At 70.3% G+C, this 22,617-nt stretch carries 21 protein-coding genes and 3 pseudogenes; 5 read left to right on the top strand and 19 right to left on the bottom strand.

The window, feature by feature from the left end; translation table 11 throughout:
• Positions 1–54: 54 nt before the first annotated feature.
• The 9 genes and pseudogenes from ACGFU7_RS17520 to ACGFU7_RS17480 all read right to left on the bottom strand — a co-directional run.
• Positions 55–2,442 (bottom strand): phosphoketolase, encoded by a 2,388-nt coding sequence (locus ACGFU7_RS17520; protein WP_393696714.1) that lies wholly within the window; start codon positions 2,440–2,442, stop codon positions 55–57.
• Positions 2,443–2,451: 9 nt separating this feature from the next.
• Positions 2,452–3,876, bottom strand: a complete 1,425-nt coding sequence (locus ACGFU7_RS17515) for an NADP-dependent succinic semialdehyde dehydrogenase (RefSeq protein ID WP_393696712.1) — start codon at positions 3,874–3,876, stop codon at positions 2,452–2,454.
• 184 nt (positions 3,877–4,060) lie between these two features.
• Positions 4,061–4,570: an ATP-binding protein gene (locus ACGFU7_RS17510; protein WP_393696710.1), complete on the bottom strand. Its 510-nt coding sequence runs from the start codon at positions 4,568–4,570 to the stop codon at positions 4,061–4,063.
• Positions 4,571–4,743: 173 nt separating this feature from the next.
• On the bottom strand, positions 4,744–6,843 hold the full coding sequence (locus tag ACGFU7_RS17505; protein WP_393696708.1) for a xanthine dehydrogenase family protein molybdopterin-binding subunit: 2,100 nt from the start codon (positions 6,841–6,843) through the stop codon (positions 4,744–4,746).
• A gap of 42 nt (positions 6,844–6,885) precedes the next feature.
• Positions 6,886–7,872, bottom strand: coding sequence for an FAD binding domain-containing protein (locus ACGFU7_RS17500; RefSeq protein ID WP_393696706.1), 987 nt, complete (start codon positions 7,870–7,872; stop codon positions 6,886–6,888).
• On the bottom strand, positions 7,869–8,435 hold the full coding sequence (locus tag ACGFU7_RS17495) for a 2Fe-2S iron-sulfur cluster-binding protein (protein WP_393696704.1): 567 nt from the start codon (positions 8,433–8,435) through the stop codon (positions 7,869–7,871). Before ACGFU7_RS17495 ends, ACGFU7_RS17500 begins: the two co-directional genes overlap by 4 nt.
• Positions 8,436–8,552: 117 nt before the next feature.
• Complete coding sequence (locus tag ACGFU7_RS17490) at positions 8,553–8,951, bottom strand: hypothetical protein (protein WP_393696703.1); 399 nt, start codon at positions 8,949–8,951, stop codon at positions 8,553–8,555.
• Positions 8,948–9,907, bottom strand: coding sequence for an NrfD/PsrC family molybdoenzyme membrane anchor subunit (gene nrfD, locus ACGFU7_RS17485; RefSeq protein ID WP_393696701.1), 960 nt, complete (start codon positions 9,905–9,907; stop codon positions 8,948–8,950). Before nrfD ends, ACGFU7_RS17490 begins: the two co-directional genes overlap by 4 nt.
• Positions 9,904–10,296, bottom strand: a pseudogene (locus ACGFU7_RS17480) (4Fe-4S ferredoxin); the annotation flags it as partial. The gene nrfD and the pseudogene ACGFU7_RS17480, both read right to left, overlap by 4 nt.
• A gap of 91 nt (positions 10,297–10,387) precedes the next feature.
• On the opposite strand from ACGFU7_RS17480, the gene ACGFU7_RS17475 reads away from it, so the two are divergent.
• Positions 10,388–10,720, top strand: coding sequence for a DUF6479 family protein (locus ACGFU7_RS17475; protein WP_393696699.1), 333 nt, complete (start codon positions 10,388–10,390; stop codon positions 10,718–10,720).
• Between the two features lie 158 nt (positions 10,721–10,878).
• The gene (locus ACGFU7_RS17470) at positions 10,879–11,706 is read left to right on the top strand and encodes a VOC family protein (RefSeq protein ID WP_393696697.1); all 828 of its coding nucleotides are present in this window, start codon (positions 10,879–10,881) and stop codon (positions 11,704–11,706) included.
• A 21-nt stretch (positions 11,707–11,727) separates the two neighbouring features.
• On the opposite strand, the gene ACGFU7_RS17465 is transcribed toward ACGFU7_RS17470, so the two are convergent.
• Entirely contained in the window at positions 11,728–12,243 is a 516-nt protein-coding gene (locus tag ACGFU7_RS17465) for a DUF6328 family protein (RefSeq protein ID WP_393696695.1), read from the bottom strand.
• A 193-nt stretch (positions 12,244–12,436) separates the two neighbouring features.
• On the opposite strand from ACGFU7_RS17465, the gene ACGFU7_RS17460 reads away from it, so the two are divergent.
• Complete coding sequence (locus tag ACGFU7_RS17460; protein ID WP_393696693.1) at positions 12,437–12,826, top strand: VOC family protein; 390 nt, start codon at positions 12,437–12,439, stop codon at positions 12,824–12,826.
• A gap of 70 nt (positions 12,827–12,896) precedes the next feature.
• On the opposite strand, the gene ACGFU7_RS17455 is transcribed toward ACGFU7_RS17460, so the two are convergent.
• The 9 genes and pseudogenes from ACGFU7_RS17455 to ACGFU7_RS17415 form a co-directional block, all read right to left on the bottom strand.
• The gene (locus tag ACGFU7_RS17455; protein ID WP_393696691.1) at positions 12,897–13,388 is read right to left on the bottom strand and encodes a GNAT family N-acetyltransferase; all 492 of its coding nucleotides are present in this window, start codon (positions 13,386–13,388) and stop codon (positions 12,897–12,899) included.
• Between the two features lie 65 nt (positions 13,389–13,453).
• Positions 13,454–13,858 carry a DUF1992 domain-containing protein gene (locus ACGFU7_RS17450; protein WP_393696689.1) on the bottom strand — a complete coding sequence of 135 codons (405 nt, stop codon included), beginning with the start codon at positions 13,856–13,858 and terminating at the stop codon, positions 13,454–13,456.
• A 148-nt stretch (positions 13,859–14,006) separates the two neighbouring features.
• Entirely contained in the window at positions 14,007–14,948 is a 942-nt protein-coding gene (locus ACGFU7_RS17445) for a hypothetical protein (RefSeq protein WP_393696687.1), read from the bottom strand.
• Positions 14,949–15,120: 172 nt separating this feature from the next.
• A complete protein-coding gene (locus tag ACGFU7_RS17440; RefSeq protein ID WP_393696685.1) occupies positions 15,121–15,918 on the bottom strand; it encodes a tyrosine-protein phosphatase in 798 nt (265 codons plus the stop codon).
• A 299-nt stretch (positions 15,919–16,217) separates the two neighbouring features.
• A complete protein-coding gene (locus tag ACGFU7_RS17435) occupies positions 16,218–16,493 on the bottom strand; it encodes an SHOCT domain-containing protein (RefSeq protein WP_393696683.1) in 276 nt (91 codons plus the stop codon).
• 65 nt (positions 16,494–16,558) lie between these two features.
• Positions 16,559–16,987, bottom strand: a complete 429-nt coding sequence (locus tag ACGFU7_RS17430; RefSeq protein ID WP_393696681.1) for a DUF6325 family protein — start codon at positions 16,985–16,987, stop codon at positions 16,559–16,561.
• A gap of 106 nt (positions 16,988–17,093) precedes the next feature.
• A pseudogene (locus ACGFU7_RS17425) lies at positions 17,094–17,428 on the bottom strand (TOBE domain-containing protein); the annotation flags it as partial.
• Positions 17,417–17,850: pseudogene (locus ACGFU7_RS17420) on the bottom strand (substrate-binding domain-containing protein); the annotation flags it as partial. The pseudogenes ACGFU7_RS17420 and ACGFU7_RS17425, both read right to left, overlap by 12 nt.
• 89 nt (positions 17,851–17,939) lie before the next feature.
• Entirely contained in the window at positions 17,940–18,335 is a 396-nt protein-coding gene (locus ACGFU7_RS17415; RefSeq protein WP_393696679.1) for a molybdopterin-binding protein, read from the bottom strand.
• 206 nt (positions 18,336–18,541) lie between these two features.
• Here ACGFU7_RS17415 and mutA point away from each other — a divergent pair, with 206 nt between their 5' ends.
• Both mutA and scpA read left to right on the top strand, forming a co-directional pair.
• Complete coding sequence (gene mutA, locus ACGFU7_RS17410) at positions 18,542–20,407, top strand: methylmalonyl-CoA mutase small subunit (RefSeq protein WP_393696677.1); 1,866 nt, start codon at positions 18,542–18,544, stop codon at positions 20,405–20,407.
• Positions 20,407–22,608, top strand: a complete 2,202-nt coding sequence (scpA, locus tag ACGFU7_RS17405; RefSeq protein ID WP_393696676.1) for a methylmalonyl-CoA mutase — start codon at positions 20,407–20,409, stop codon at positions 22,606–22,608. The genes mutA and scpA overlap by 1 nt, the downstream gene beginning before the upstream one ends.
• Positions 22,609–22,617 lie beyond the last annotated feature (9 nt).

The following is a 22,617-nucleotide window of genomic DNA, read 5'->3' as shown; positions in this document are numbered from 1 at the left end:
GGCGGTGTCAGCCGCCCCGGTCCTTGTGACGTGGGCTCAGAGACCGGGGCGGTGTCAGCCGCTCCAGGTCCAGTCCGCCACCTCGGGCAGGTCCGTGCCGTGTTCACGGATCCAGGCGTGATGGCGGGTGCGGACATCCGCCATCGCCTGGCGTACCGCCACGGCACGGACGCCGAGGCCGGGCACCCGGTCGATGACATCCATGACCAGCCGGTAGCGGTCCAGGTCATTGCGGACCACCATGTCGAAGGGCGTGGTCGTGGTGCCCTCCTCCTTGTAGCCCCGCACATGCAAATGGGCATGGCCGGCGCGACGGTAGGCCAGCCGGTGGATCAGCCACGGGTAGCCGTGGTAAGCGAAGATCACCGGGGTGTTCCTGGTGAACACCGCTTCGTACTCGGAGTCCGGCATTCCGTGCGGGTGCTCGTCGTGGGGCAGCAGCCGCGTCATGTCGACCACATTGACCACCCGTACCGCCAGCTCCGGCAGATGCCTGCGCAGCAGATCGGCTGCCGCCAGCGTCTCCAGCGTGGGTACGTCACCGGCGCAGGCGAGCACCACATCGGGTTCGCGGCTGCCGTCCTCCGTGCCCGCCCACTCCCACACGCCGACTCCGCGGGCGCAGTGCGCGCGGGCCTCGTCCATGGTGAGCCAGTCGAAGCTCGGCTGCTTGCCCGCCACGATCACATTGACGTAGTCCCGGCTGCGCAGCGCATGGTCGGCGACGGAGAGCAGGGTGTTGGCGTCCGGCGGCAGATAGACCCGTACGACTTCGGGGCTCTTGTTGAGGATGTGGTCGACGAAGCCGGGGTCCTGGTGGGAGAACCCGTTGTGGTCCTGGCGCCAGACGTGCGAGGTGAGCAGGTAGTTGAGCGAGGCGATGGGGCGGCGCCAGGCCAGCCGGCGGGATGTCCTGAGCCATTTGATGTGCTGGTTGACCATCGAGTCGACGATATGGGCGAACGCCTCGTAGCAGGAGAAGAGACCGTGCCGGCCGGTGAGGAGGTACCCCTCCAGCCAGCCCTGGCACAGATGCTCGGAGAGCACCTCCATGACGCGTCCGTCGCGGGAGAGGTGCTCGTCGGTCGGCAGGATCCGCTCCTGCCACGCCTTGGCGGTGGACTCGTAGAGGGCGTCGAGCCGGTTCGACGCGGTTTCGTCGGGGCCCACGACCCGGAAGTCGCGGCGTTCGGCGGTGGCGGCCATGACGGCCTTGAGCAGTCCGCCGAGCACCCGGGTCGGCTCGTGCAGCACGGTGCCGGGCTTGTCGACCTCGACGGCGTGGTCGTCCAGCGGCGGGATGGGCAGATCACGCAGGAGCAGACCGCCGTTGGCGTACGGGGTCGCGCCGAGCCGGGCGGTGCCTTCGGGCACGCAGTCGAGCACCTGGGCAGTGGGGCGCCCCGAGGTGTCGAAGAGTTCCTCCGGCCGGTAGGAGCGCATCCACGCCTCCAGCTGACGCAGATGTTCGGGGTTGTCCCGGACGCCGGGCAGCGGGACCTGGTGGGCGCGCCAGGTTCCTTCGACGGGCACTCCGTCGACCTCGGCCGGGCCGGTCCAGCCCTTGGGGGTGCGCAGCACGATCATCGGCCAGTGCGGGCGCTCGGTGTCGCCGCCGGTGCGGGCGGCGGCCTGGAGTTCCCGGATGCGGTCGACGGCCCGGTCCATCGCGGCGGCCATCGCCCGGTGGACGCTGAGAGGGTCGTCGCCGCCGACGTACAGGGGGTCGTGCCCGTAACCGCGCAGCAGCGCGTCGAGTTCCGTCTCGGGGAGGCGGGCGAGCACCGTCGGGTTGGCGATCTTGTAGCCGTTGAGGTGGAGGACCGGGAGGACGGCCCCGTCGTGCACCGGGTCGAGGAATTTGTTGGAGTGCCAGGACGCGGCGAGCGGTCCGGTCTCGGCCTCGCCGTCGCCGATGACGCAGGTGACGAGCAGGTCCGGGTGGTCGAGGGCGGCTCCGTAGGCGTGGGTGAGGGCGTAGCCGAGTTCGCCGCCCTCGTGGATGGAGCCGGGAGTCTCCGGTGCCACATGGCTGGGCACCCCGCCGGGGAAGGAGAACTGTTTGAACAGCAGCCCCATCCCCTGGGCGTCACGGCTGACGTCGGGGTACGTCTCCGAGTAGCTGCCCTCCAGCCAGGAGTTGGCGAGGACGGCGGGTCCGCCGTGGCCGGGACCCCAGACGCACAGGGCCTGGATGGAGCGGGTCTTGATGATCCGGTTGAGATGGGTGTGGACCAGGTTCAGTCCGGGTGAGGTGCCCCAGTGGCCGAGCAGGCGCGGCTTGATGTGCGCCGGGGTGAGCGGCTCGGTCAGGAGCGGGTTGGCCAGGAGATAGATCTGGCCGACGGCCAGATAGTTGGCGGCCCGCCAGTGCGCGTCGAGTGCCGCGATCTCTTCGTCGGAGATGCCGGACGTCACTGCCGGGTGGGCGGCATGACTCATATGTGTCTCCTAGGACGTGGCGCCGACGGGCTCGGGGCCGTACCAGACCGTGGTCGCGTTGCAGAATTCGCGGATGCCGTGCCCGGCGAGTTCACGTCCGTAGCCGGAGCGCTTCACGCCGCCGAAGGGCAGCGCGGGATGGGACGCCGTCATGCCGTTGAAGAAGACACCACCCGCCTCCAGATCGCGCACACAGCGACTGGCCTCGTCGGCGTCCCGGGTCCATACGTTGGAGCTGAGGCCGAAGGGGCTGTCGTTGGCGAGCGCCACGGCCTCGTCCAGCCCCTCGACGCGGTAGAGCGTGGCGACGGGGCCGAAGGTCTCCTCGCGGTGGATGCGCATACCGGTCGTGATCCCGGTGAGGACCGTGGGGGCGTAGAACCAGCCCCGCTCCAGCTCCGGGCCCAGATCGTCGGGCCGGCCGCCTCCGCACAGCACGCTCGCGCCCTGCTGTACCGCGTCGTCCACCAGCTCCTCCAGGTCGGCGCGGCCCTGCTCGCTGGAGAGCGGTCCGACATCGGTGGATTCCTTGAGCGGGTCGCCGACCGTCAGATCGCGCATGCCCACGGTGAACCGCTCGGCGAACTCGTCGTACACCTCCGTGTGCACGATGAACCGTTTGGCGGCGATACAGGACTGTCCGTTGTTCTGCACCCGGGCGGTCACGGCGGTACGGGCGGCCCTGGCGACGTCCGCCGACGGCATGACGAGATACGGGTCGCTGCCGCCCAGTTCCAGCACGGTGTGCTTCACCTCGTCGCCCGCGATCGACGCGACCGAGCGCCCGGCCGGCTCACTGCCGGTGAGGGTGGCAGCGGCGACCCTGCGGTCGCGGAGGATCGACTCGACCGCTCCGGCTCCCACGAGCAGTGTCTGGAAGCATCCCACCGGGAACCCGGCCCGGCGGAACAGGCCCTCCAGATACATCGCCGTCTGCGGGACGTTCGACGCGTGCTTGAGCAGGCCGACGTTCCCGGCCATCAGCGCGGGGGCGGCGAACCGTACGACCTGCCAGAGCGGGAAGTTCCATGGCATCACGGCGAGGACGGCGCCCAGCGGGCGGTAGTGGACGTAGGCCCTGGAGGCACCGGAGTCCTGCACATCGGCCGCCTGCGGATGCTCGTCCGCGAGGAGTTCCTCGGCGTGGGCCGCGTACCAGCGCATCGCCTTCACGCACTTGGCGGCCTCCGCGCGGGCCGCCTTGACGGGCTTGCCCATTTCGGTGGTCATGGTGCGCGCGATGTCCTGGACGTCCTCGTCGAGAAGACCGGCGGCCACGTTCAACAGACGGGCCCGCTCGTCGAATCCGGTGGTGCGGTACTGCCGGAACGCGGTGTCGGCAGCGGCGAGCTTCTGCTCGATCTCCGCCTCTCCCAGTGCGTCGAACGTTCTGAGGGTCTCGCCGTTCGCGGGGTTGACCGTCGCAATGGGCATGACTGTGGCTCCTTGCCTCGGTACTTCGACCGTGCAGCGCCGCGCGTCGTGCCGCAACGCGGGCCCTGCGGGGCGGACACCCGACCGGCGCGGACCATGCGTGCGGTGTGCACGCCGTCCGCGCCGGGAAGGTGAAGCGTTCAGCGGGTACGGAAACCGGCAGTACCGGTCCTGGTGGCCCGCCTCAGACGAGAGCGGGGGCGGAGTCGGATGCCGTCGTGGGTTCGGGGACGGGATCCGGGACGGCGACAGGCGGACGACGGAACTCGCGCACACCGGGCAGCGGCGTCGACGGCACCAGGTCGACGGTGCGCGGCTCCTTCGCGTACCGGGTGAACCAGACGACTTTGCCTTCGGCCGTGCGGCAGGTGCCCCAGCTGTCGCTCAGGGCCATGACGCGGCTGAGACCACCGCCGCCGGTGCTGAGCAGGCGCGGCATCTCAAAACCGTTGTCGGCGACGGAGACCGTGAGATGCCGCCCGGACCAGCGGAGTTCGACGACGCAGTTGTTGTCTTCACCGACATGCCGCTGGACATTGGTCAGCAGCTCCTCCACCCCCCGGCACACCGGCCGGATATGAAGTTCTAGGTTCCAGTGGCGTAGGTGCGCGGCGATGATCCGCCGCAGCTGCGAAACACGCTCTGCCGAAACCTGGAGTTCGACCAGATAGTGCCGGTCGAGTTGAACGGTCATCGTCGAGGCTCCTCACATCGAGGCCCACTGACTTCGCCCCATTGAACCAACGACCCCCGAATACGAAGAGTGAGCAGATGTCACTTCTGGGTCACTCAACAGGGTGACCCTGCAGAGCCGGATGCGCAACACAAGGGCCGACGTCCCTGCCGTACAGGGGAGATCTGCCCAGGTCAGAGGAGATACGGCAGCAGCGTGTCCGGGGTGAGGGGAAGGTTGCGCAGCCGGACACCGGTGGCGTGCCGGACGGCGTTGCCGACGGCTGCCGCAGCGCCGACGATGCCGATCTCACCGATGCCCTTGCTGCCCATCGGGTTGAGATGCGGATCGTCCTCGTCGATCCAGTGCACCTCGATCTCCGGTACGTCGGCGCAGACCGGCACATGGTAGGAGGCGAGATCACTCTCGGTGAAGTCGCCGAAGACGGGGTCCATGGTGCTGCCCTCGGTCAGGGCCATGCCGATTCCCATGGTCATTCCGCCGGTGAACTGGGAGCGTGCGGTACGGGGGTTGAGGATGTGCCCGGCGGCGAAGACGCCGAGCATCCGGCGCACCCGCACTTCTCCGGTGCGGGAGTCGACGGCGACCTCGGCGAACTGCGCACCGAACGCATGCCGTGCGTACGGGGACTCCCCGGAGGTCTCCTGCCCGGTGTCCGCGAAGACCGTCAGCCCCTCGGCCGGAAGGGGGCCGGTGCGCTCGCGCAGCTGCCGCAGGAGGGCGTTGGACGCCTTGTGCACGGACCAGCCCCAGGACGCCGTACCCGAGGAGCCGCCGGCCAGTGGGGCGTCGGGCAGTTCGCTGCTGCCGATGTCGATCAGGACGTTCTCCACCGGGGTGTCCAGTACGGAGGCCGCGATCTGCGCGAGTACGGTGCGGGCGCCGGTGCCGATGTCGGTGGCGTTGACCTGGATGCGGTACGAGCCGTCGGGTGCCGCGTGCGCCGAGGCGCTGGAGCCGAAGAGGTACACGGGATACGTGGCGGACGCGACGCCCGTACCGAGCAGCAGCGGCCCCTCTTCGCGGACCGCGGGGCGCGGATCGCGGTCGTACCAGCCGAAGCGTGCGGCACCCTCCTCCAGGCAGGCGGCGAGGCCCCGGCTGCTGAACGGGCGGCCGGAGTCGGGTTCGTCGGCCGGATCGTTGCGCAGGCGCAGTTCGACGGGGTCCATGCCGAGGGCTGCGGCGAGTTCGTCCATGGCGGATTCCAGCGCGTACATGCCCGGGGCCTCGCCCGGTGCGCGCATCCAGGAGGGGCTCGGCACGTCCAGGGCGGTCACACGATGGGTGGTGCGGCTGTGAGCCGACCCGTACATGACGCGGGCCGGGACGGCCGCCTGCTCCACGAACTCCTTGATGGTGGAGGTCTGGGTGATGACCTCGTGGGAGACCGAGGTGAGGGTACCGTCGAGTTCGGCACCGAGCCGGAGGCGCTGCACGGTGGGCGGACGATGGCCGGCCACGGCAGCCAACTGGCGCCGCGGCAGGGCGACCTTGACGGGGCGTCCGGTGTGACGCGCGGCCATGGCCGCAAGGACGGCCTGCGGGCGTGTGGTGCCTTTGCAGCCGAAGCCGCCCCCGACGTGTTCGGAGACCACGGTGATCTGCTGCGGCCGGAGCCCGAAGGCGGCGGCGAGGCTCTCGCGGGCCGCGGTGGACCCCTGATTCGCGTCGTGGACGTGCAGGTGCCCGTCCTCCGTCCACTGCGCGGTGGAGGCGTGCGGCTCCATGGGGTGGTTGTGCAGGGCGCCGACGGTGTAAGTGGCGTCGACCTGTACGGGTGCCATGGCGAAGGCCCGGTCGGCGTCGCCGCGTTCGCGGACGGCGGGGTACTCGCCGTTGACGGTCTCCGGCGTGTACAGGCCGGGGTGGTCCTCGGACAGGAGGACATCGTGCTCGGTGGTTTCGTACGCGATCCGCAGCGCCTCGGCCCCGGCGCGGGCGTGGTCGAGCGTGTCGGCCACCACGAGCGCGATGTGCCAGCCCCGGTGCGGGACCCGGTCGTCCTGGAGGACGGCGAGGATCGGGTCGTCGGGCTGCTTCAGCCGCGGGGCGTTGTCGTGGCTGAGGACGGCGTGCACGCCCGGCTGGGCCAGCGCCTCGTCGGTGTGGACGGCACTGACGCGGCCGCGGGCGATCGTGGCGGGGACGGGCCAGCCGTACAGACAGCCCGGCGGGGTGTGCTCGGCGGCGTAGCGGGCGGTGCCCGTGACCTTGTCCCGGCCCTCGCGGCGTGCGACGGGGGTGCCCAGTGGTGGAGGGGCCTGGCTCATGACGGGGTCCTCACGTCTGCGGGTCGGCGTTTGTGCGGTTGCTCAGCTGTCGGCGGCGAGTTCGGCCAGTGCGTCGACGGCCAGATTGCGGGCGAGTCCCACCTTGAACGCGTTGTCGCGCAACGGCCGGGCCGCGGCGAGTTCGTCGTCCACGGCCCGTTCGAAGGTCTCGACGGTGGCCGGTGCGCCCCGGAGCGCGTCTTCTGCGGCGTGTGCGCGCCAGGGCCGGTGGGCGAGCCCGCCGAAGGCCAGCGCCGCATGCTCGATCCGGCCGTCGCGGACGCTCAGTACCGCGGCGACGGACGCGAGGGCGAAGGCGAACGAGGCACGGTCGCGGGCCTTGCGGTAGAGGGAACCGGCGCCGTCCGGGCGCGGCGGCAGGACCACCTCGGTGATGAGTTCGCCCGCCCGGATCTCGGTGTCCCGGTCGGGAGTGTCGCCCGGCAGACGGTGGAATTCGGTGGCGGGTACGGTCCGTTCGCCGTCCGGTCCGTGCAGCTGGACGGTGGCGTCGAGAGCGGACAGGGCCACGGCCATGTCGGAGGGGTGGGTGGCGACGCAGTGCTCGGAGTGGCCGAGTACGGCGAGATCGCGGTGGGCGCCTTCGAGCGCGGGGCAGCCGGTGCCGGGTTCCCGCTTGTTGCAGGGCTTGGAGGTGTCCTGGAAGTAGGGGCAGCGGGTGCGCTGCAGCAGGTTGCCGCCGGTCGTGGCGGTGTTGCGGAGCTGCCCGGATGCGCCGGACAGCAGTGCCTGCGACAGGGCGGGGTAGCGGGTGCGTACCGTGGGATGGGCGGCCAGGTCGCTGTTGCGTACGGTCGCGCCGATGCGCAGTCCACCGTCGTCGGTGTCGGCCACCTGGTCCAGGGGCAGTCGGCTGATGTCGATGAGCAGGTCGGGGGTTTCCACCCCGAGCTTCATCAGGTCGACGAGGTTGGTGCCGCCGCCGAGGAATCCGGCGCCGGGGTGGGCGGAGCTCTCACGGACCGCTTCGGCGGTGGTCCGGGCGCGGAGGTAGGCGAAGGGTTTCATGGCGCCACGTCCTCGATCGCCTCGACGATGCGGGGGTAGGCGCCGCAGCGGCACAGGTTGCCGCTCATCCGCTCGCGGATCTCGGGGGTGTCGAGCGGCGCCGGAGTGGATACGGGTGCGGTGCGTGCGGTGACATGGGAGGGGAAGCCGTCCGCCGCCTCGCCGAGCATGCCGACGGCCGAGCAGATCTGGCCGGGTGTGCAGTAGCCGCACTGCAGGGCGTCGCGGTCCAGGAAGGCTTCCTGGAGGGGGTGGAGCCGGTCGCCGGCGGCGAGGCCCTCGACGGTGGTGATGCGGGCGCCGTCGTGGGCGACTGCGAGCAGCAGGCAGCTGTTGGCGCGCCGTCCGTCGACGATGACGGTGCACGCCCCGCACTGTCCGTGGTCGCAGCCCTTCTTCGCGCCGGTGAGGTCGAGGTGTTCGCGCAGCGCGTCCAGGACCGTGGTGCGGTGATCGAGCGTCAGGGTCTGCTCGGTTCCGTTGATGTGCAGTGTCAGGGTGGAACGGTCGCCGGTTGCTCCCGGCTGTCGCGCACCGTCGTCCCGCCCTTGAGAGGGGTCCACTCACTCGCACCTTTCAGGGGTGACCTTTTGTCCGTTTTCTATCAGATATGTAATGCCTTTCTGCTTCATTGCTCCGTCGCCGGGCCGTGGCCTGCCGGCCTGTCAGCTCTCTCGGACCTACCGGTTCTGCCGGCTCTCCAGGCGCAGGCGTACCTCTTCCTCCTGGTCTCCGGAGACCGTCCCGACGACCCGCACGTCGAAGGCGTGCGCCAGGCTCCGCCGGAGCCGTTCGACCGCCCAGTAGCCGCCCTGCACATCGACCGACACGGGCGCGCCGAGTGGGACCGGTCCCGAGACCACCCTCTCCTCGGTGACATCGACGGTCGCCACCCATGCGGTGGGGCGCCTTTCCGCGAGTTTCTTCGGTACGTCGACCGAGGCCCGGTCGGTGGTGAAAGCGGCCCGCAGCGCGTCGAAAACCATCCGGGCGTCGCCCTTCTCGCACCCGCTGATGACGACCGAGACCTCCTGGTCGTAGTGGCTTTCCTCCGTCTGCTTCTCCTTGATGGTGTTCACCGCGGTTCCTTCCGCTCGGCATTGTGGGTTACGTCCCCGCGCTGGGGACCGACGGTGCAGACGGGGTCCTCGGCGGAGGCGATGCCTGCCGCGAAGATCCCGAAGCGTGTGCAGGCCGAGCCTGCGAGCAGCGCGAGCCCGGCCCCGACGGCGGCCGGCCACGGCCGCCGAGGAGCGCCGCACCCACCGCGCCGGCCGCGGTCGGGAGGCGGGCAGAGCGCAGCAGCGCACCGGCCCGCCCCTGGCGGTAGGTTTCGGCCACCCACGCCGAGCCGGCGCTCCGCGGCCCGGCTCGCGAGGCTCTCGCCCGCGGCGGCGAGTACCGCGGTGTAGCGGGCCGGTCCGTTCTCGCGTGTGGGGGCGCCGTCCCCGCGGCTGCAGCCGTCGCCGACGCGGCGAAGAGACAGGGAAGTTCGCGGTGTGTTCCGTGCCGGGCGGGTACGGCCGTGTCGGCCGCGAGGACGGCGGTGTACGTCGCCGCGGCGGGACCGAGCAGCGCGGCGGCACCGGCGCGCGGCATCCGGCCGGTGGTGGCACAGAGTGCGGCGGCGCCCGCGGCCGGTCCGTATGCGGACAGCAGCCAGGAGCCAGGAGCCGATGCTCATCGGGGAGGTCGGTTTGAGGACACGCAGCATGTGGGTGAAACCGGCGGGGCGGCCGAGGTCGTGGACGAGTGCGGCGGCCGAGAGGGTGACCGCCGCGAGGGAGGACACCTTCATCGTGGTCGCCGTCCTGCCGTGGCCGGTCAGCTGCGCCCCGGCGGCAACCACCGAGCCCGCCCCGGTGAGTCCGCCGAGGAAGAAGTACCCGGCGATGTCACGCGTGGACCAGGCGGGCGCCTTGATCACGGGACGTCCGTAGTACGAGCCGAGCTCGGCGCGCGGGACCATGAGTTCCTCACCGCGCCGCCGCCGCTTCGGCCGGTCCTTCCGCCCGGGCCTCCCGGTGCCGGTCATCGCTGTCCTTTCCGACGGGTCAGGGCGGGCAGTGCGAAGGACAGTGCGACGCCACCGACGAGGGACAGTGCCGCGGTGCCCGCGTGGAGCCACATCGCGGGCAGGTCGCGGGTGGTGACGACCGGATCCGGGGGCAGCCCGTAGACCTCCGGCTCGTCCAGCAGCAGGAAGAACGCCCCGTCGCCGCCGACCCCGTTGTCCGGGTCGTGCCCGTACAGCCGGGCGTCGGTGACACCGGCCTCATGGAGCGGATTCGGCACTCCCATCGCTTCCCTCCAACGATTCGAGGATCCTCTCCAGGCTCGCCCCGCTGCTGGGTGACGGCGACACGAAGCCGTCGGCAGGCCGATGGTCCAGGCACCGGAGGACCCCGCTGATACGCCCTCGTAGAACCGAAACACTTTTAGGTTTATATCCACTTAAAACATGAATTCATAGTCATTGCCGAGTGATGCTTCTGCCTCGGGGTATCCGGGAGGCATGGACGTATCGAACGGAGACCTCGGTTCACTGGCCCTCACCCTCGCCGACGGGCGGGGCGCGACCGGGGCGGTGATGGGCATTGTCGGAGTGGCACTGGTGGGCGTGCTGATCGGTGCCGTCTGGCTGGGCAAGCGGCGCCGGGCCCAGGAGCTGCCGCCGCCCCGGCCCGAGGAGCAGCCGCTGCGGCCGGACCACCGGAGCCATCTCGAGCAACGCGATGTCCACGGCGACGACAGTTTCCCGCCCGACAGACGGGGCCTCTCGCCCTATGAGCTCGGTGACCACGGGAGCGAGGCCATCCGTCGCGACAGCGATGAGCAGCGTGACTGACCTCCCGGAGGCCGGGGGGCAGCTGCCTCACTGAGTGGTGCGGCGAGGCGCGCGGCGCCGCCGCGTGTTGCGGGAGCGACCGCCCGCGGTGAGGCTGGTGAAGCTCCGACGGCCGCCGGCACGCGCAGGCCGCAGAACCGGATGAAGGCAGTAGGACCATGACCGGAAGCCATGCTGGGACGGCGTCGATGCCCGCGCCGCTGACCGGATCCGCAGCGCCCTGCTGGGTCAACCTCATGACCCGCGACCTGGAATCGGCGCAGGAGTTCTACGCCGCCGTGCTGGGCTGGACCTTCCGGCCGGGCAAGCTGGGGCAGGAGTTCTCCGTCGCACGCCGCGGGGATGTGCCGGTCGCCGGCATCGGCGCGGTGGCGACCGCCTACCGCGTGGCCGTGGCCTGGACCCCCTACTTCGCCGTGCCCGACGCCGACGCGGCGGCCTCCCGCATCCGTGAGCGCAGCGGCACGGTCGCAGTGGGGCCGCTGGCGCTCGGCAAGGGGCGCGGGGCGCTGGCGGCGGACCTCGACGGTGCGGTGTTCGGCATCTGGGAGCGGACCGAGCCCGCGACCTCGCCCCGCGCGCCGGACGGCCACTCGCACGCCTGGCTCCGGCTGCACACCAGGAACGCCTTCGACGCCGCGATCTTCTACGGCGGGGTGCTCGACTGGGCGAGCGGGCGTCCCGGGTGCTGCGAGGTGTCGTACGAGAAGGACGAGGTCATCGTCGACTGCGACGGGCGTCAGCTGGCCCGGATCAGCTCCGGCGCGGTGGAGGCGGCGCCCGATCCGCTGGTCCGCCCGCACTGGCAGGTCCACTTCCCCGTCGCCGATGTGGCGGCCACGGTCGAGGCGGCGCGGCAGCACGGCGGCAGTCTGGTCGAGCAGCGTCCGCTGGGGCAGGGCAGCGAGGCGACCCTGCTGGACCCGGACGGCGGGCTCTTCACGGTCACGGACGTCCCGGGCCCCGTGGCGGGCGATTCCGGCTGAACGGACCAGCCCGTACCGCGGTCATTTCTTACGTCCGGGCGAGGAGCGGGCCAGCGCCCAGGCCGGGAACACGAACCAGCAGACCAGGAACCACAGCGCCATTGCGCCGACCAGCCACAGGGCGAGGGAGTTGTGCAGGGCCACCCGCAGAATGAGCAGCAGCGCGGAACACATGGTGCAGAACAGCAGGACCAGCCCGAGCACGGTCAGCCGTGACGCCCAGGTGACCGTCTGGGGCTTGAGCCGTCGTCCGGTGAGCAGCCGGTGGTACGCGACGGGCCCGATGAGGGCGGCGGCGGTGGCGGAACCCAGCATCACGGTGACCACATAGATGGTGCGGTCGGTGTCCGACAGTTCGGTGAAGCGCGGCTGGAAGACGACGGCGAGCAGGAAGCCGAACAGGATCTGGACACCTGTCTGGGCCACCCGCAGTTCCTGGAGCAGTTCGTTCCACTGCCGGTCCGCCCGTTCCTCGGGCGTCTCGTGGCGGCCCGTGGCGCGGCCCGGGCCGCCGGGGAGGTGGGATGTCGAAGTCACCGTGAGCCTCCGTCCGAATGCGCGGAGTACTTCGCGTTCCCTTCCTCCCCCACCGTAGACCTGACGGCGGGCACACCGGGCCTCGACGAAGTGTTCGACCCCGCCTAACATCTTGAGTACGGCATCGCGCGTCGGTCACCGACCGGGTGAGGCGTGGAGGTGCCCGTGAGATGCCCGTTGGAGGCATTCCACAGTGTCAGTCGAGTTGAATCACACCATCATTCACGCCCGGGACAACCGGGAATCCGCCGAGTTCCTGGCGAACATACTGGGCCTGGAAGTCGGCGGTGAATGGGGCCCGTTCATACCGGTCGCCACCGCGAACGGGGTCACCCTGGATTTCGCGACCATTCCCGAAGCGTCGATCGCCCTGCAGCACTACGCCTTCCTCGTCTCGGAGGCGGAGTTCGACACGGCGTACGCCCGCATCAAGGAGCTCGGGATCACGTACTACGCGGATCCGCATCGGAAGCACCCGGGCGAGATCAACCACAACGACGGCGGCCGAGGCATCTACTTCCTCGATCCCGCCGGTCACGCCATGGAGATCATCACACGTCCCTACGGGGGCTACACCTCGTAACACGACGTACGGGAAAGGGGGGTCGGCCGGGATCCGTGCGCGGGTTCCGGCCGGGCCCCTCCGCGTCGGGTCAGGCGATCGGGAGCACCAGTTCGGGCCGGTCCCACATCACCGCGGGCGGGTTGGCCGCAAGGGTGCCGGTCCGCCGGGCACCCACACTGCGGTAGAAGCCCTCGGCGGGCGGATGCGAGACGATGCGGACGCCGGTCAGGCCGGCGCGCTGCGCCCCGTCGCGCAGATGCCCGATGAGCAGCCGCCCGATGCCGAGCCCCTGCGCATCGTCGGCGACGAACATGAGGTCGAGTTCCGGCGGGGCGAGGACCAGCGAGTAGAACCCGAGGAGCCGGTCGGTGTCGGGCTCGACGGCCGCGAAGACCTGGTGGGTCTCGATGTAGTCGGGCCCCACCCGGTATCCGGCGACCATGGCGGCGTAGGGCCCCTCATAGGCGCGAGAGGCCCTGACCAGCCGGGTGAGCCGCTTCGCGTCCCGTGCGGTCGCCCGCCTGATCCGTACGGCCTCGCCGCGCACCCCGCCACCAGGTCGTGTAATCCTCGGTGTCATAGAAGGAGTATTACGCATCCGGCTGTGCGGCACCTATTATTTCCGGGTCCGCGGACTCCCGAGTACTACGACGGTCCGCGCGCCGCGCGCCACTCCTCGACCATGGCGTCGACGTCGAACGGCTTGAGGTTCAGCAGAGGACCCGGCGGCGGCCGCCTGATGGCTGCCCGGATCTTCTCGTTGACCTCGTTCAGCATGCGCCGCACCTCGGCCTCCGTCCGCACCCCGGGCACGGCGTCGCGCACATCCTCTGCCTCTTTGCGCAGCGCCAGTGTCGGCGGGAGCACCGACACTCCCTCCCGCTGCATCTTCTGCTTGATCCACCAGGTCTCGTCGTAGGGAGCGTCGAGGCTGTCGAGCGGCTTGCCGAATCCCGGCAACTGCGAGAAGTCGCCGCGCTGCTCGGACTCGCGGATCTGCTTGTCGACCCATGATTCGAAGCTGACGCCCGCAGGCTTGCGTTCGGTCAACGTACGCCCCTCTCGGAGGATTCGTAATCCGGTCCTTTCACGATACCGAGGGGCGCCAGGAGCATCCGCCGCGCCCCCCGCCGTCACCTCACAACGGGCGTCGGCGCAGCACCACTTCGGGGTCCGGAGGCTCGCCCCCGTGCCCGCTTCAGTGCGCGTGACCGCCGGGCGCCCCGGTCCCGCTCCCCTGATGGCCGGCGGCAGCCTTCCCCGTTGCCGCCACGGGGACGGTGAACGCCGCCGTGCGGACCTTTCCTTCGTGCCGGAAGTCGAGGAAGAGCCGGTACGTACCCGCACTGGGCGCCGTCGCCGTGAAGGACACCACGGGACCAGGGCCGCCCTCGTCCGGGTGGACGTGCAGATAGGCCAGGTCGCCCGAGCGCAGGGCGACCAGGTGCCCGTACGCGCCGAGGTAGGGCTGCAGATCGGTGACGGGGCGGCCGTTCCTGCTGACGGTGAGCTTCAGCTTTCCGCCCTGGCCGGCCCGGAGTTCGCCGTCGAGTGCGACGCGGTAGCCGTCCACCTCGGCGGTGGCGCGCGGGGCCGGCAGAGCTGCGGGGCGGTAGGTGCCGGAGACGGCCAGATCCGCGCCCAACGTGAGGTTCTCGGCACCCCCGGCGGCCGGAGTGAAGTCGGCGAACGCCCGGTAGCCACCGGCCCCGGGCAGGTCGACGGGGGTCGACCAGGTGCCGTCGGCCGCGCGGACGGGGTGCAGGTGCCGGAATTCGGTGAGGTCACTCGATGCGAGGATGAAATGCAGTTCCTTGCCGTGCTCGCGTTGATAGGCGGTGACCTTGCGGCCGCTTTCGTCCTCGATGGCGAAGCGGATCTCGGTCCGGGCCCCGGCTCGTATCGTGGGCGTTTCGAGGGCCAGCGTGTAGCCGCCGTCGGAGATCTGCAGCCCGCCGGCCACTGGATCCGCCGCCCCCTTCACCCCGCCCTCCTCTCCCTCGCCGTGCCCGGCGTGCTGCTGTGCGGGGCGGTCCTCAGCGGCCACCAGCGGGTCCACGCCGCTGCCCACGCCGTACGCGGTCCCGAAGGTCGCGGCGAGCGCGGCGGCGAAGGCGGTGATCCTCAGTGCGTTGTTCATGACGGTGTCCCCCATCGGGTCCATCGGGAGGCGGCGCTTCCCGATGGGTCACAACATACCCCCTGGGGGTATCGAGTCAACCCGGGAGTGCGTCATTGCTTCCCGCTGCTTCCCGCTTCCGTGAGAGACCGGCCGACGACGCCGGGGAGGGACCGGGGTCCGGGCGTTCGGCTCAGGCGGACACCACGAGCCCGCTGCACAGCCGCTCCACCACGGCCTCCGGAATCCTCAGACCGTCGCGCACATATCCGCCGAGCCCGCCCCACCTCTCGTCCATGGCATCCAGCGCCATGTCGAGATACCGGGGGCGGACGTCGATGATCGCGGACGCGATCTCCGGGTCACCGCCCGCGTCGAGGAAGCCCTGTACGTAGGGGGCGTAGGCGACCCGTACGACCGGATTCACCGCGAGGAACTCGGCCCGCACCACATCCCGTGACGCACCGACCAGCATCAGGAGCAGCGCGGTGGCCCAGCCGGTACGGTCCTTGCCTGCCGTGCAGTGGAAGAGCACCGGGCGGGCGCGTTCGTCGGCGGCCGTCTCGACGAAGGCCCGGTAAGCGGCGGCGGCACCCGGCGATAGCACCATCTGCCGATAGGTCTCGGCGAACATCTCCTCGGCCTTCCCGCTCCCCAGCAGCTGCTCCGCCGCGACCGGGTCGGCGAGCAGTGCACGCAGCCGGGCAGGTGCCACGCCCGGATTGTCACCGAGCACATCGGCGACGAAGAGCCGTGCACCGGGCGGCAGCCGGTCGGGGGCCGCCGCACGCTCGTCGGCGGTCCGCAGATCGACGACGGTGCGGATACCGAGCGCGGCCACCGCCATGTCCTGCGCCGCGTTCAGCCCGCTGAGCTGGCCGGAGCGCAGCACGGCGCCCGGCCGGACCCGATGGTCAGGACCCAGAGCGATGCCGCCCAGGTCGCGGAGATTGACGACGGTGGATGCCGGGACGGCCCTGGCGGTCTGCACGATGAATTTCCCCTTTTCCCGACACGTATCCGAATTGATTCGGCCTGGCCGGATCAAACGTCGCACGCGGTCGGGAGATCGACAAAGTAAAACGCCGGAGCAGCGCCGATCGACGGCACCTTAGGAGATAAAGGAAATGTGAAATCGCAACCGCCCCCTCCAAGTCAGGGGGTGCAGCACATTAAATGTGCAGTGTTTCCGCGGTAACGCGCTCGACATGGAACAGTTGTCGGCGCGTGGGCGGGGCCGGCAGCCGTAGAATTTCCGACCGCACGATTCCCCGCCGCAGCCCGACCGAGTCAGTCCGCCAGGATCTTCGCTTTCTGGGCCTCGAACTCGGCATCGGTCAGGATGCCTTGCTTCTTCAGCTCGGCGAGCCGCTCCAGCCGGCTGATGAGATCGTCCGCGGGCGGTGCGGCGGGGACTTGCTGTGCCGCCTGCCGCTCCGCGGCGTCGCGTTCGGCGAATTTCGCCTGCTGGTGCTGCTGGACCCGTCCGCTGACCGCCGAAGCGGTTCCCGCGACGACGGCTGTACGGGCCATGGCTCCGAGCAGGCCCGGTCCTCGGCGGTTCATTCCCGGTCCTCGACGAATCGGCATGTCGTAGCCTTCCTGGTGCGGTGCCGGCCGGCGGGATGTGGTCAGCCGGCGGAATCGGCGGCGGACACGGCCGCTTCCGCCAGGCCGGCGGGGATGCGCTCATGGGCGACGACCTGACCGCCCGAGGCGCGGACGGCCACCGTGAGCGGCACCGCCCACAGGTCTTCCCACACGATCAGCGCCGCGGAGCTGCCCGGCGGCACCTGCTCCCCGAGCGCCCGGATGTCCTCCCTGTTCAGCAGGTCGGTGACCACTCCTTCGACCGGTTCGAACGACACGAGTTCATCGGGGTCGAGGTCTTCCAGTTCGATCAGGTCGAGGGTGCCGTCCTCGGCCCGGTGCACAAAGGTCAGGTCGAGGATCCGCACCGCCTTCGACGCGACCGCTTCGGCCAGCGCCGGCGCGATGGCGCCCGTGAACCGGCTGCCCGGGAAGGCGATGACGAGGTACTCCACAGGTCCCACAGCCACGGGCACGTCCTCTCCTGATGGATGGATTGCCAGCAGCATAACTTCGGTCATTTAACACTGCATTGTGGCGAATCATCTGTAACCGGTGAATACAGAGGTGATTCCGTCACAGGGTGACGACGGTGGCCTCGGTTGCCTTGACGCTGGTCCACACAGCCGTCCCCTCGCTGAGGCCCAGCTCGGTCGCCGCCTCGGGGTGATCTCGGCAACCAGGTCCGGAGCCTCGTCGGAGACGATCACCACCCGGAGCCGGCTGCCCACGGCGGTGATCTCACGGACCGTTCCGGGCCAGACGTTGCGGGGGCTTCCCCCGGGCCTGTCATGGTGCACGGAGACGGCTTCCGTCCCGATGATCGCGAGGGCCGCCGTCCCCTCGGCGAGGGAGTCCGCGACGACCAGCCGGCCGCCGTCGGCGAGGGCGAGGGTGCCGTCGGGGGCGGCGAGGACGACCTTCAGCTCGGGGTCGGTCAGGTCCTTCAGGTTCTCGACCTTCTCCGGATTGCCCTCCCCGGTGGCGATGACGAGACGGTTCCTCGCGATGACGATGGGGGCTGCGGTGTCGGACTTCAGCCCGTCCATCGTCTTCGTGTCCGCGGTGACCCGGGCATCGGCGGGTGCGCCCTGCTTCACCTGGGCGGCGAGTTACTGGGATCCGGCGAAGGGGAACGTCACCTTCGTACCCGGGTGTTACTTCTCGTGCGCGGCGCCTGCGGTCTTGAACACATCGGTGAGCGAGGCCGCGGCCGGCACCGTCAGCCGGGCCCCGGGGCGCCGGAGGCCGCCGCGGACTCACCTGCGGAGTCCTTCTTGTTGCCGTCACCGTTGCCGCAGGCGGCGAGCGGGACCAGCAGTGCGGCGGTCACGATGACGGCAGCGGTGCGGCGCCTGGTGAGGGTGGTCGTCGTGTCTGCGGGGCTCCTTGGAGCTGATGCGCGTCGTAGGTGATGCGCGATCAGGCGCGGTCGATGTGCACGTTGGTGGACTTCACGCGAGCGGTGGCCTGCATGCCGACCTCCAGTCCGAGCTCCTCGACGGCCTCCCGGGTGAGCAGCGACACCAGCCGGTGCGGGCCTGCCTGGATCTCGACCTGGGCCGCGACATCGCCGAGCTTCACTCCGGTGACGATGCCCGGGAAGGCGTTGCGGGCCGACGTGTACGAGGTCTCGTCCTCGCCTCCCCCGCCCTGGCCGATCTCGATGGAGAACGCGGCCAGATCACGGCCGTCGATGAGCCTGCGGCCGCCTTCGTCACGGTGGGTCGCGACCCTTCCGGCGTCCGCCCAGCGACGGGCCGTGTCGGGGCTGACCCCCAGCAGACGTGCCGCCTGCCCGATTGTGTAGGACTGCATGTGCGACAAGATATTCGAATTTATATCGCAGCTGCAATCCATCTGGCTGATCTGTGGAGCAAATGCCGGGTGTGCTGGAGGAAGCGCCAAGGCTGGGATCCAGGTCGGTTACGCGACCGTGCGTGAAGGATCAAGCGCGCTCGGAGAGGGCAAGGTCACAGACGGAGCCCCTGCTGCTCGTCTGAGACCTGACCTAGCATCTGGGCATGACGGTCCTGCCTGCTGACGGGCTTTCGTTGGCCGCCGAATTCCCTCACCCCGCCCATGAGCAGTGGCAAAGCCTAGTCGAAGGCGTGCTGCGCAAGTCGGGCAAGGATGTTGTGGGTTCGGCAGCCGAGGAAGCGCTGTCCACCACGGTGGAGGACGGGCTCATCACCCGCCCCCTCTACACCTCGCGCGACAGCGCGCCCGATGCCGGATATCCGGGCTTCGCCCCCTTCACCCGCGGCGGCAAGGCCGAGGGCAATGCGGCGGGCGGCTGGGACGTACGGCAGCGCCACACCCTGTCGGATCCTGCACGCCTCAACGAGGCGGTGCTCGCCGACCTGGAGAACGGTGTCACTTCACTGTGGCTGACCGTGGGCAGTACCGGTGGCGTTCCGGTGTCCGCTCTGGCGCGGGCGCTGGACGGCGTCTATCTCGATCTGGCTCCTGTGGCGCTCGACGCCGGCAGCGAATTCGACGCTGCGGCGACGGAATTGCTGCGGCTCTACACGGAGCGGGGCGTCGGCGCGCAGACCGCGCGCGGCAACCTCGGCGCCGACCCGCTCGGGCAGGCCGCCCGCAGTGGTGCCGAACCCGGCCTGACGACGGCGGTCCACTGGGCACAGCGGTGTGCGCGGGAGTATCCCGGACTGCGGGCCCTGACCATCGACGCGCTGCCCTACCACGAGGCCGGCGGCTCGGCCGCCGAGGAGCTGGGCGCTTCGCTGGCTACCGGTGTCGCCTATCTGCGGGCGCTGACGGAGGCCGGGCTCCCGGTCGAAGAGGCATGTGCTCAGCTGGAGTTCCGGTACGCGGCTACGGCCGATCAGTTCCTGACCATCGCCAAGCTGCGGGCCGCACGGCGGCTGTGGGCCCGGGTGGCCGAGGTCTGCGGGGCCGCTGACGCCGGGGCGCAGCACCAGCACGCGGTGACGTCCTCGGTGATGATGACGCGGCGCGATCCCTGGGTGAACATGCTGCGGACGACGCTGGCATGTCTGGGAGCGGGTGTCGGCGGGGCCGACTCCGTCACCGTGCTGCCGTTCGATCACGCCCTGGGCCTGCCGGACGCGTTCGCCCGGCGGATCGCCCGTAATACGTCGACGATCCTGCTGGAGGAGTCGCATCTGGCCCGGGTGATCGACCCGGCGGGCGGTTCCTGGTACGTGGAACGGCTCACCGCCGAACTCGCCGACGCCGCCTGGGCGTTCTTCCAGGAGATCGAGCGGTCGGGTGGCCAGGCGGCCGCTCTGCGCTCGGGAATGATCGGCGAGCGTCTCGCGGCCACATGGGCGGCCCGCAGCAAGGACCTGGCGCGGCGCAAGGAGCCGGTCACCGGGGTCAGCGAGTTTCCGCATCTGGCGGAGCGCCCGGTGGCGCGCGAGGCGGCCCCCGCCGAGGTGTCCGCCACGGCATCGGGCGGTCTGCCCAGGGTCCGTCGTGATGAGGCGTTCGAGGCACTGCGCGCCCGGTCGGACGCGCATCTCGCCGCGACCGGGCAGCGGCCGCGGGTGTTCCTCGCCGCGCTCGGCCCGGCCGCGGCCCACACCGCGCGGGCGTCGTTCGCCTCGAACCTGTTCCAGGCGGGCGGAATCGAACCGGTCCACGATCCGGTCTCGGTCGACGCGGCAACGGCCGCCGACGCGTTCAGGGCCGGCGGGGCCACCGTGGCGTGCCTCTGCTCCAGCGACACGCTCTACGCCGAGCAGGCCGGGGCGGTCGCCGAGGCACTGGGTTCGGCCGGCGCCCAGTGGGTGTTCCTCGCGGGCCGGCCCGGCGAGTACGCCGGTGTCGACGAGTACGTCTTCGCGGGCTCCGATGTGGTGGCCGTGCTCTCTTCCCTTCTCGACCGTATGGGTGTGGCGTGATGCGTATCCCTGACTTCTCCGACATCGAGCTCGGACCGGGCGGCGCCGCCGAGGTGTCCGAGGACCAGTGGCGTGCCTCGGTGAAGGAGTCCTCCGGCAGTTCCGACGGCGATCTGCTGTGGGAGACCCCGGAGGGCATCGCGGTCAAGCCGCTGTACACCGGGCGCGACGTGGAGGGGCTCGACTTCCTCGGTACGTATCCGGGCATGGCCCCGTATCTGCGGGGCCCGTATCCGACGATGTACGTCAACCAGCCCTGGACGATCCGGCAGTACGCCGGGTTCTCCACGGCCGAGGAGTCCAACGCCTTCTACCGCCGCAACCTCGCGGCCGGGCAGAAGGGCCTCTCCGTCGCCTTCGACCTGCCGACCCACCGCGGCTACGACAGCGACCACCCGCGGGTGACCGGCGACGTCGGCATGGCGGGCGTGGCGATCGACTCGATCTACGACATGCGTCAGCTCTTCGACGGCATCCCGCTGGATCGGATGTCGGTGTCGATGACGATGAACGGTGCGGTGCTTCCCGTACTCGCGCTGTACATCGTGGCCGCCGAGGAGCAGGGCGTTGCGCCCGAGAAGCTGGCCGGGACCATTCAGAACGACATTCTGAAGGAGTTCATGGTCCGCAACACCTACATCTATCCGCCGAAGCCCTCGATGCGGATCATCTCCGACATCTTCGCGTACACCTCGCAGAAGATGCCGCGCTACAACTCGATCTCCATCTCGGGCTATCACATCCAGGAGGCGGGTGCGACCGCCGATCTGGAGCTGGCGTACACCCTCGCGGACGGGGTGGAGTATCTGCGGGCCGGGCGGGACGCCGGGCTTGACGTGGACGCGTTCGCACCGCGGCTGTCGTTCTTCTGGGCGATCGGCATGAACTTCTTCATGGAGATCGCGAAGTTGCGGGCGGCCCGGCTGCTCTGGGCCAAGCTGGTCAAGGAGTTCGAGCCGAAGAACGCCAAGTCGCTGTCCCTGCGCACCCATTCACAGACGTCGGGGTGGTCGCTGACCGCGCAGGACGTTTTCAACAACGTCACCCGGACCTGTGTGGAGGCGATGGCCGCCACCCAGGGGCACACCCAGTCGCTGCACACCAACGCGCTCGACGAGGCCCTCGCCCTGCCGACGGACTTCTCGGCGCGGATCGCCCGGAACACCCAGCTGCTGCTCCAGCAGGAGTCGGGCACCGGCCGGGTCATCGACCCGTGGGGCGGCAGCGCGTACGTGGAGCGGCTGACCTACGACCTGGCGCACCGGGCCTGGCAGCACATCGAGGAGGTCGAGGCGGCGGGCGGCATGGCGCAGGCCATCGACGCGGGCATCCCGAAGCTCCGGGTGGAGGAGGCCGCGGCCCGTACCCAGGCGCGTATCGACTCCGGGCGCCAGCCGGTGATCGGGGTCAACAAGTACCGGGTGGAGACCGACGAGCAGATCGATGTGCTCAAGGTCGACAACTCCTCGGTGCGCACCCAGCAGATCGAGAAACTGCGCCGGCTGCGCGAGGAGCGCGACGAGTCGGCCTGCCAGGCCTCCCTGCGGGCGCTGACGGCGGCGGCCGAGCGGGCTCCCGGCCCCGGTCTCGAAGGCAATCTGCTGGCGCTCGCCGTCGACGCGGCACGCGCGATGGCGACCGTGGGCGAGATCTCGGACGCCTTGGAGAAGGTGTACGGGAGGCATGCGGGCCAGATCCGTACGATCTCCGGTGTGTACCGCAACGAGGCAGGTGATTCCCCTTCCGTGGACCGGACCCGGACGCTGGTGGACCGGTTCGAGCAGGCCGAGGGGCGCCGTCCGCGCATCCTGGTCGCCAAAATGGGGCAGGACGGCCACGACCGCGGCCAGAAGGTGATCTCGACGGCCTTCGCCGACCTGGGCTTCGACGTCGACGTCGGCCCGCTGTTCCAGACGCCGGCCGAGGTGGCACGGCAGGCGGTGGAGGCGGACGTGCACATCGTGGGCGTCTCCTCACTGGCCGCCGGACACCTCACGCTCGTACCGGCGCTCCGCGAGGAGCTGGCCGCCGAGGGCCGCGAAGACATCATGATCGTGGTGGGCGGGGTGATTCCGCCGCAGGACGTCGAGGCGCTGCACGAGGCGGGGGCGACGGCGGTGTTCCCGCCCGGCACGGTGATTCCGGATGCCGCGTTCGACCTGGTGACGCGGCTCGGCGCCGCGCTCGGCCACGAGCTGTGAGCCGCTGAC

This window comes from Streptomyces sp. NPDC048473, from assembly GCF_043200155.1.
GTDB lineage: Bacteria > Actinomycetota > Actinomycetes > Streptomycetales > Streptomycetaceae > Streptomyces.
The sequence above is the reverse complement of the archived record's forward strand: the minus strand, read 5'-3'. Positions and strand labels throughout refer to the sequence as shown.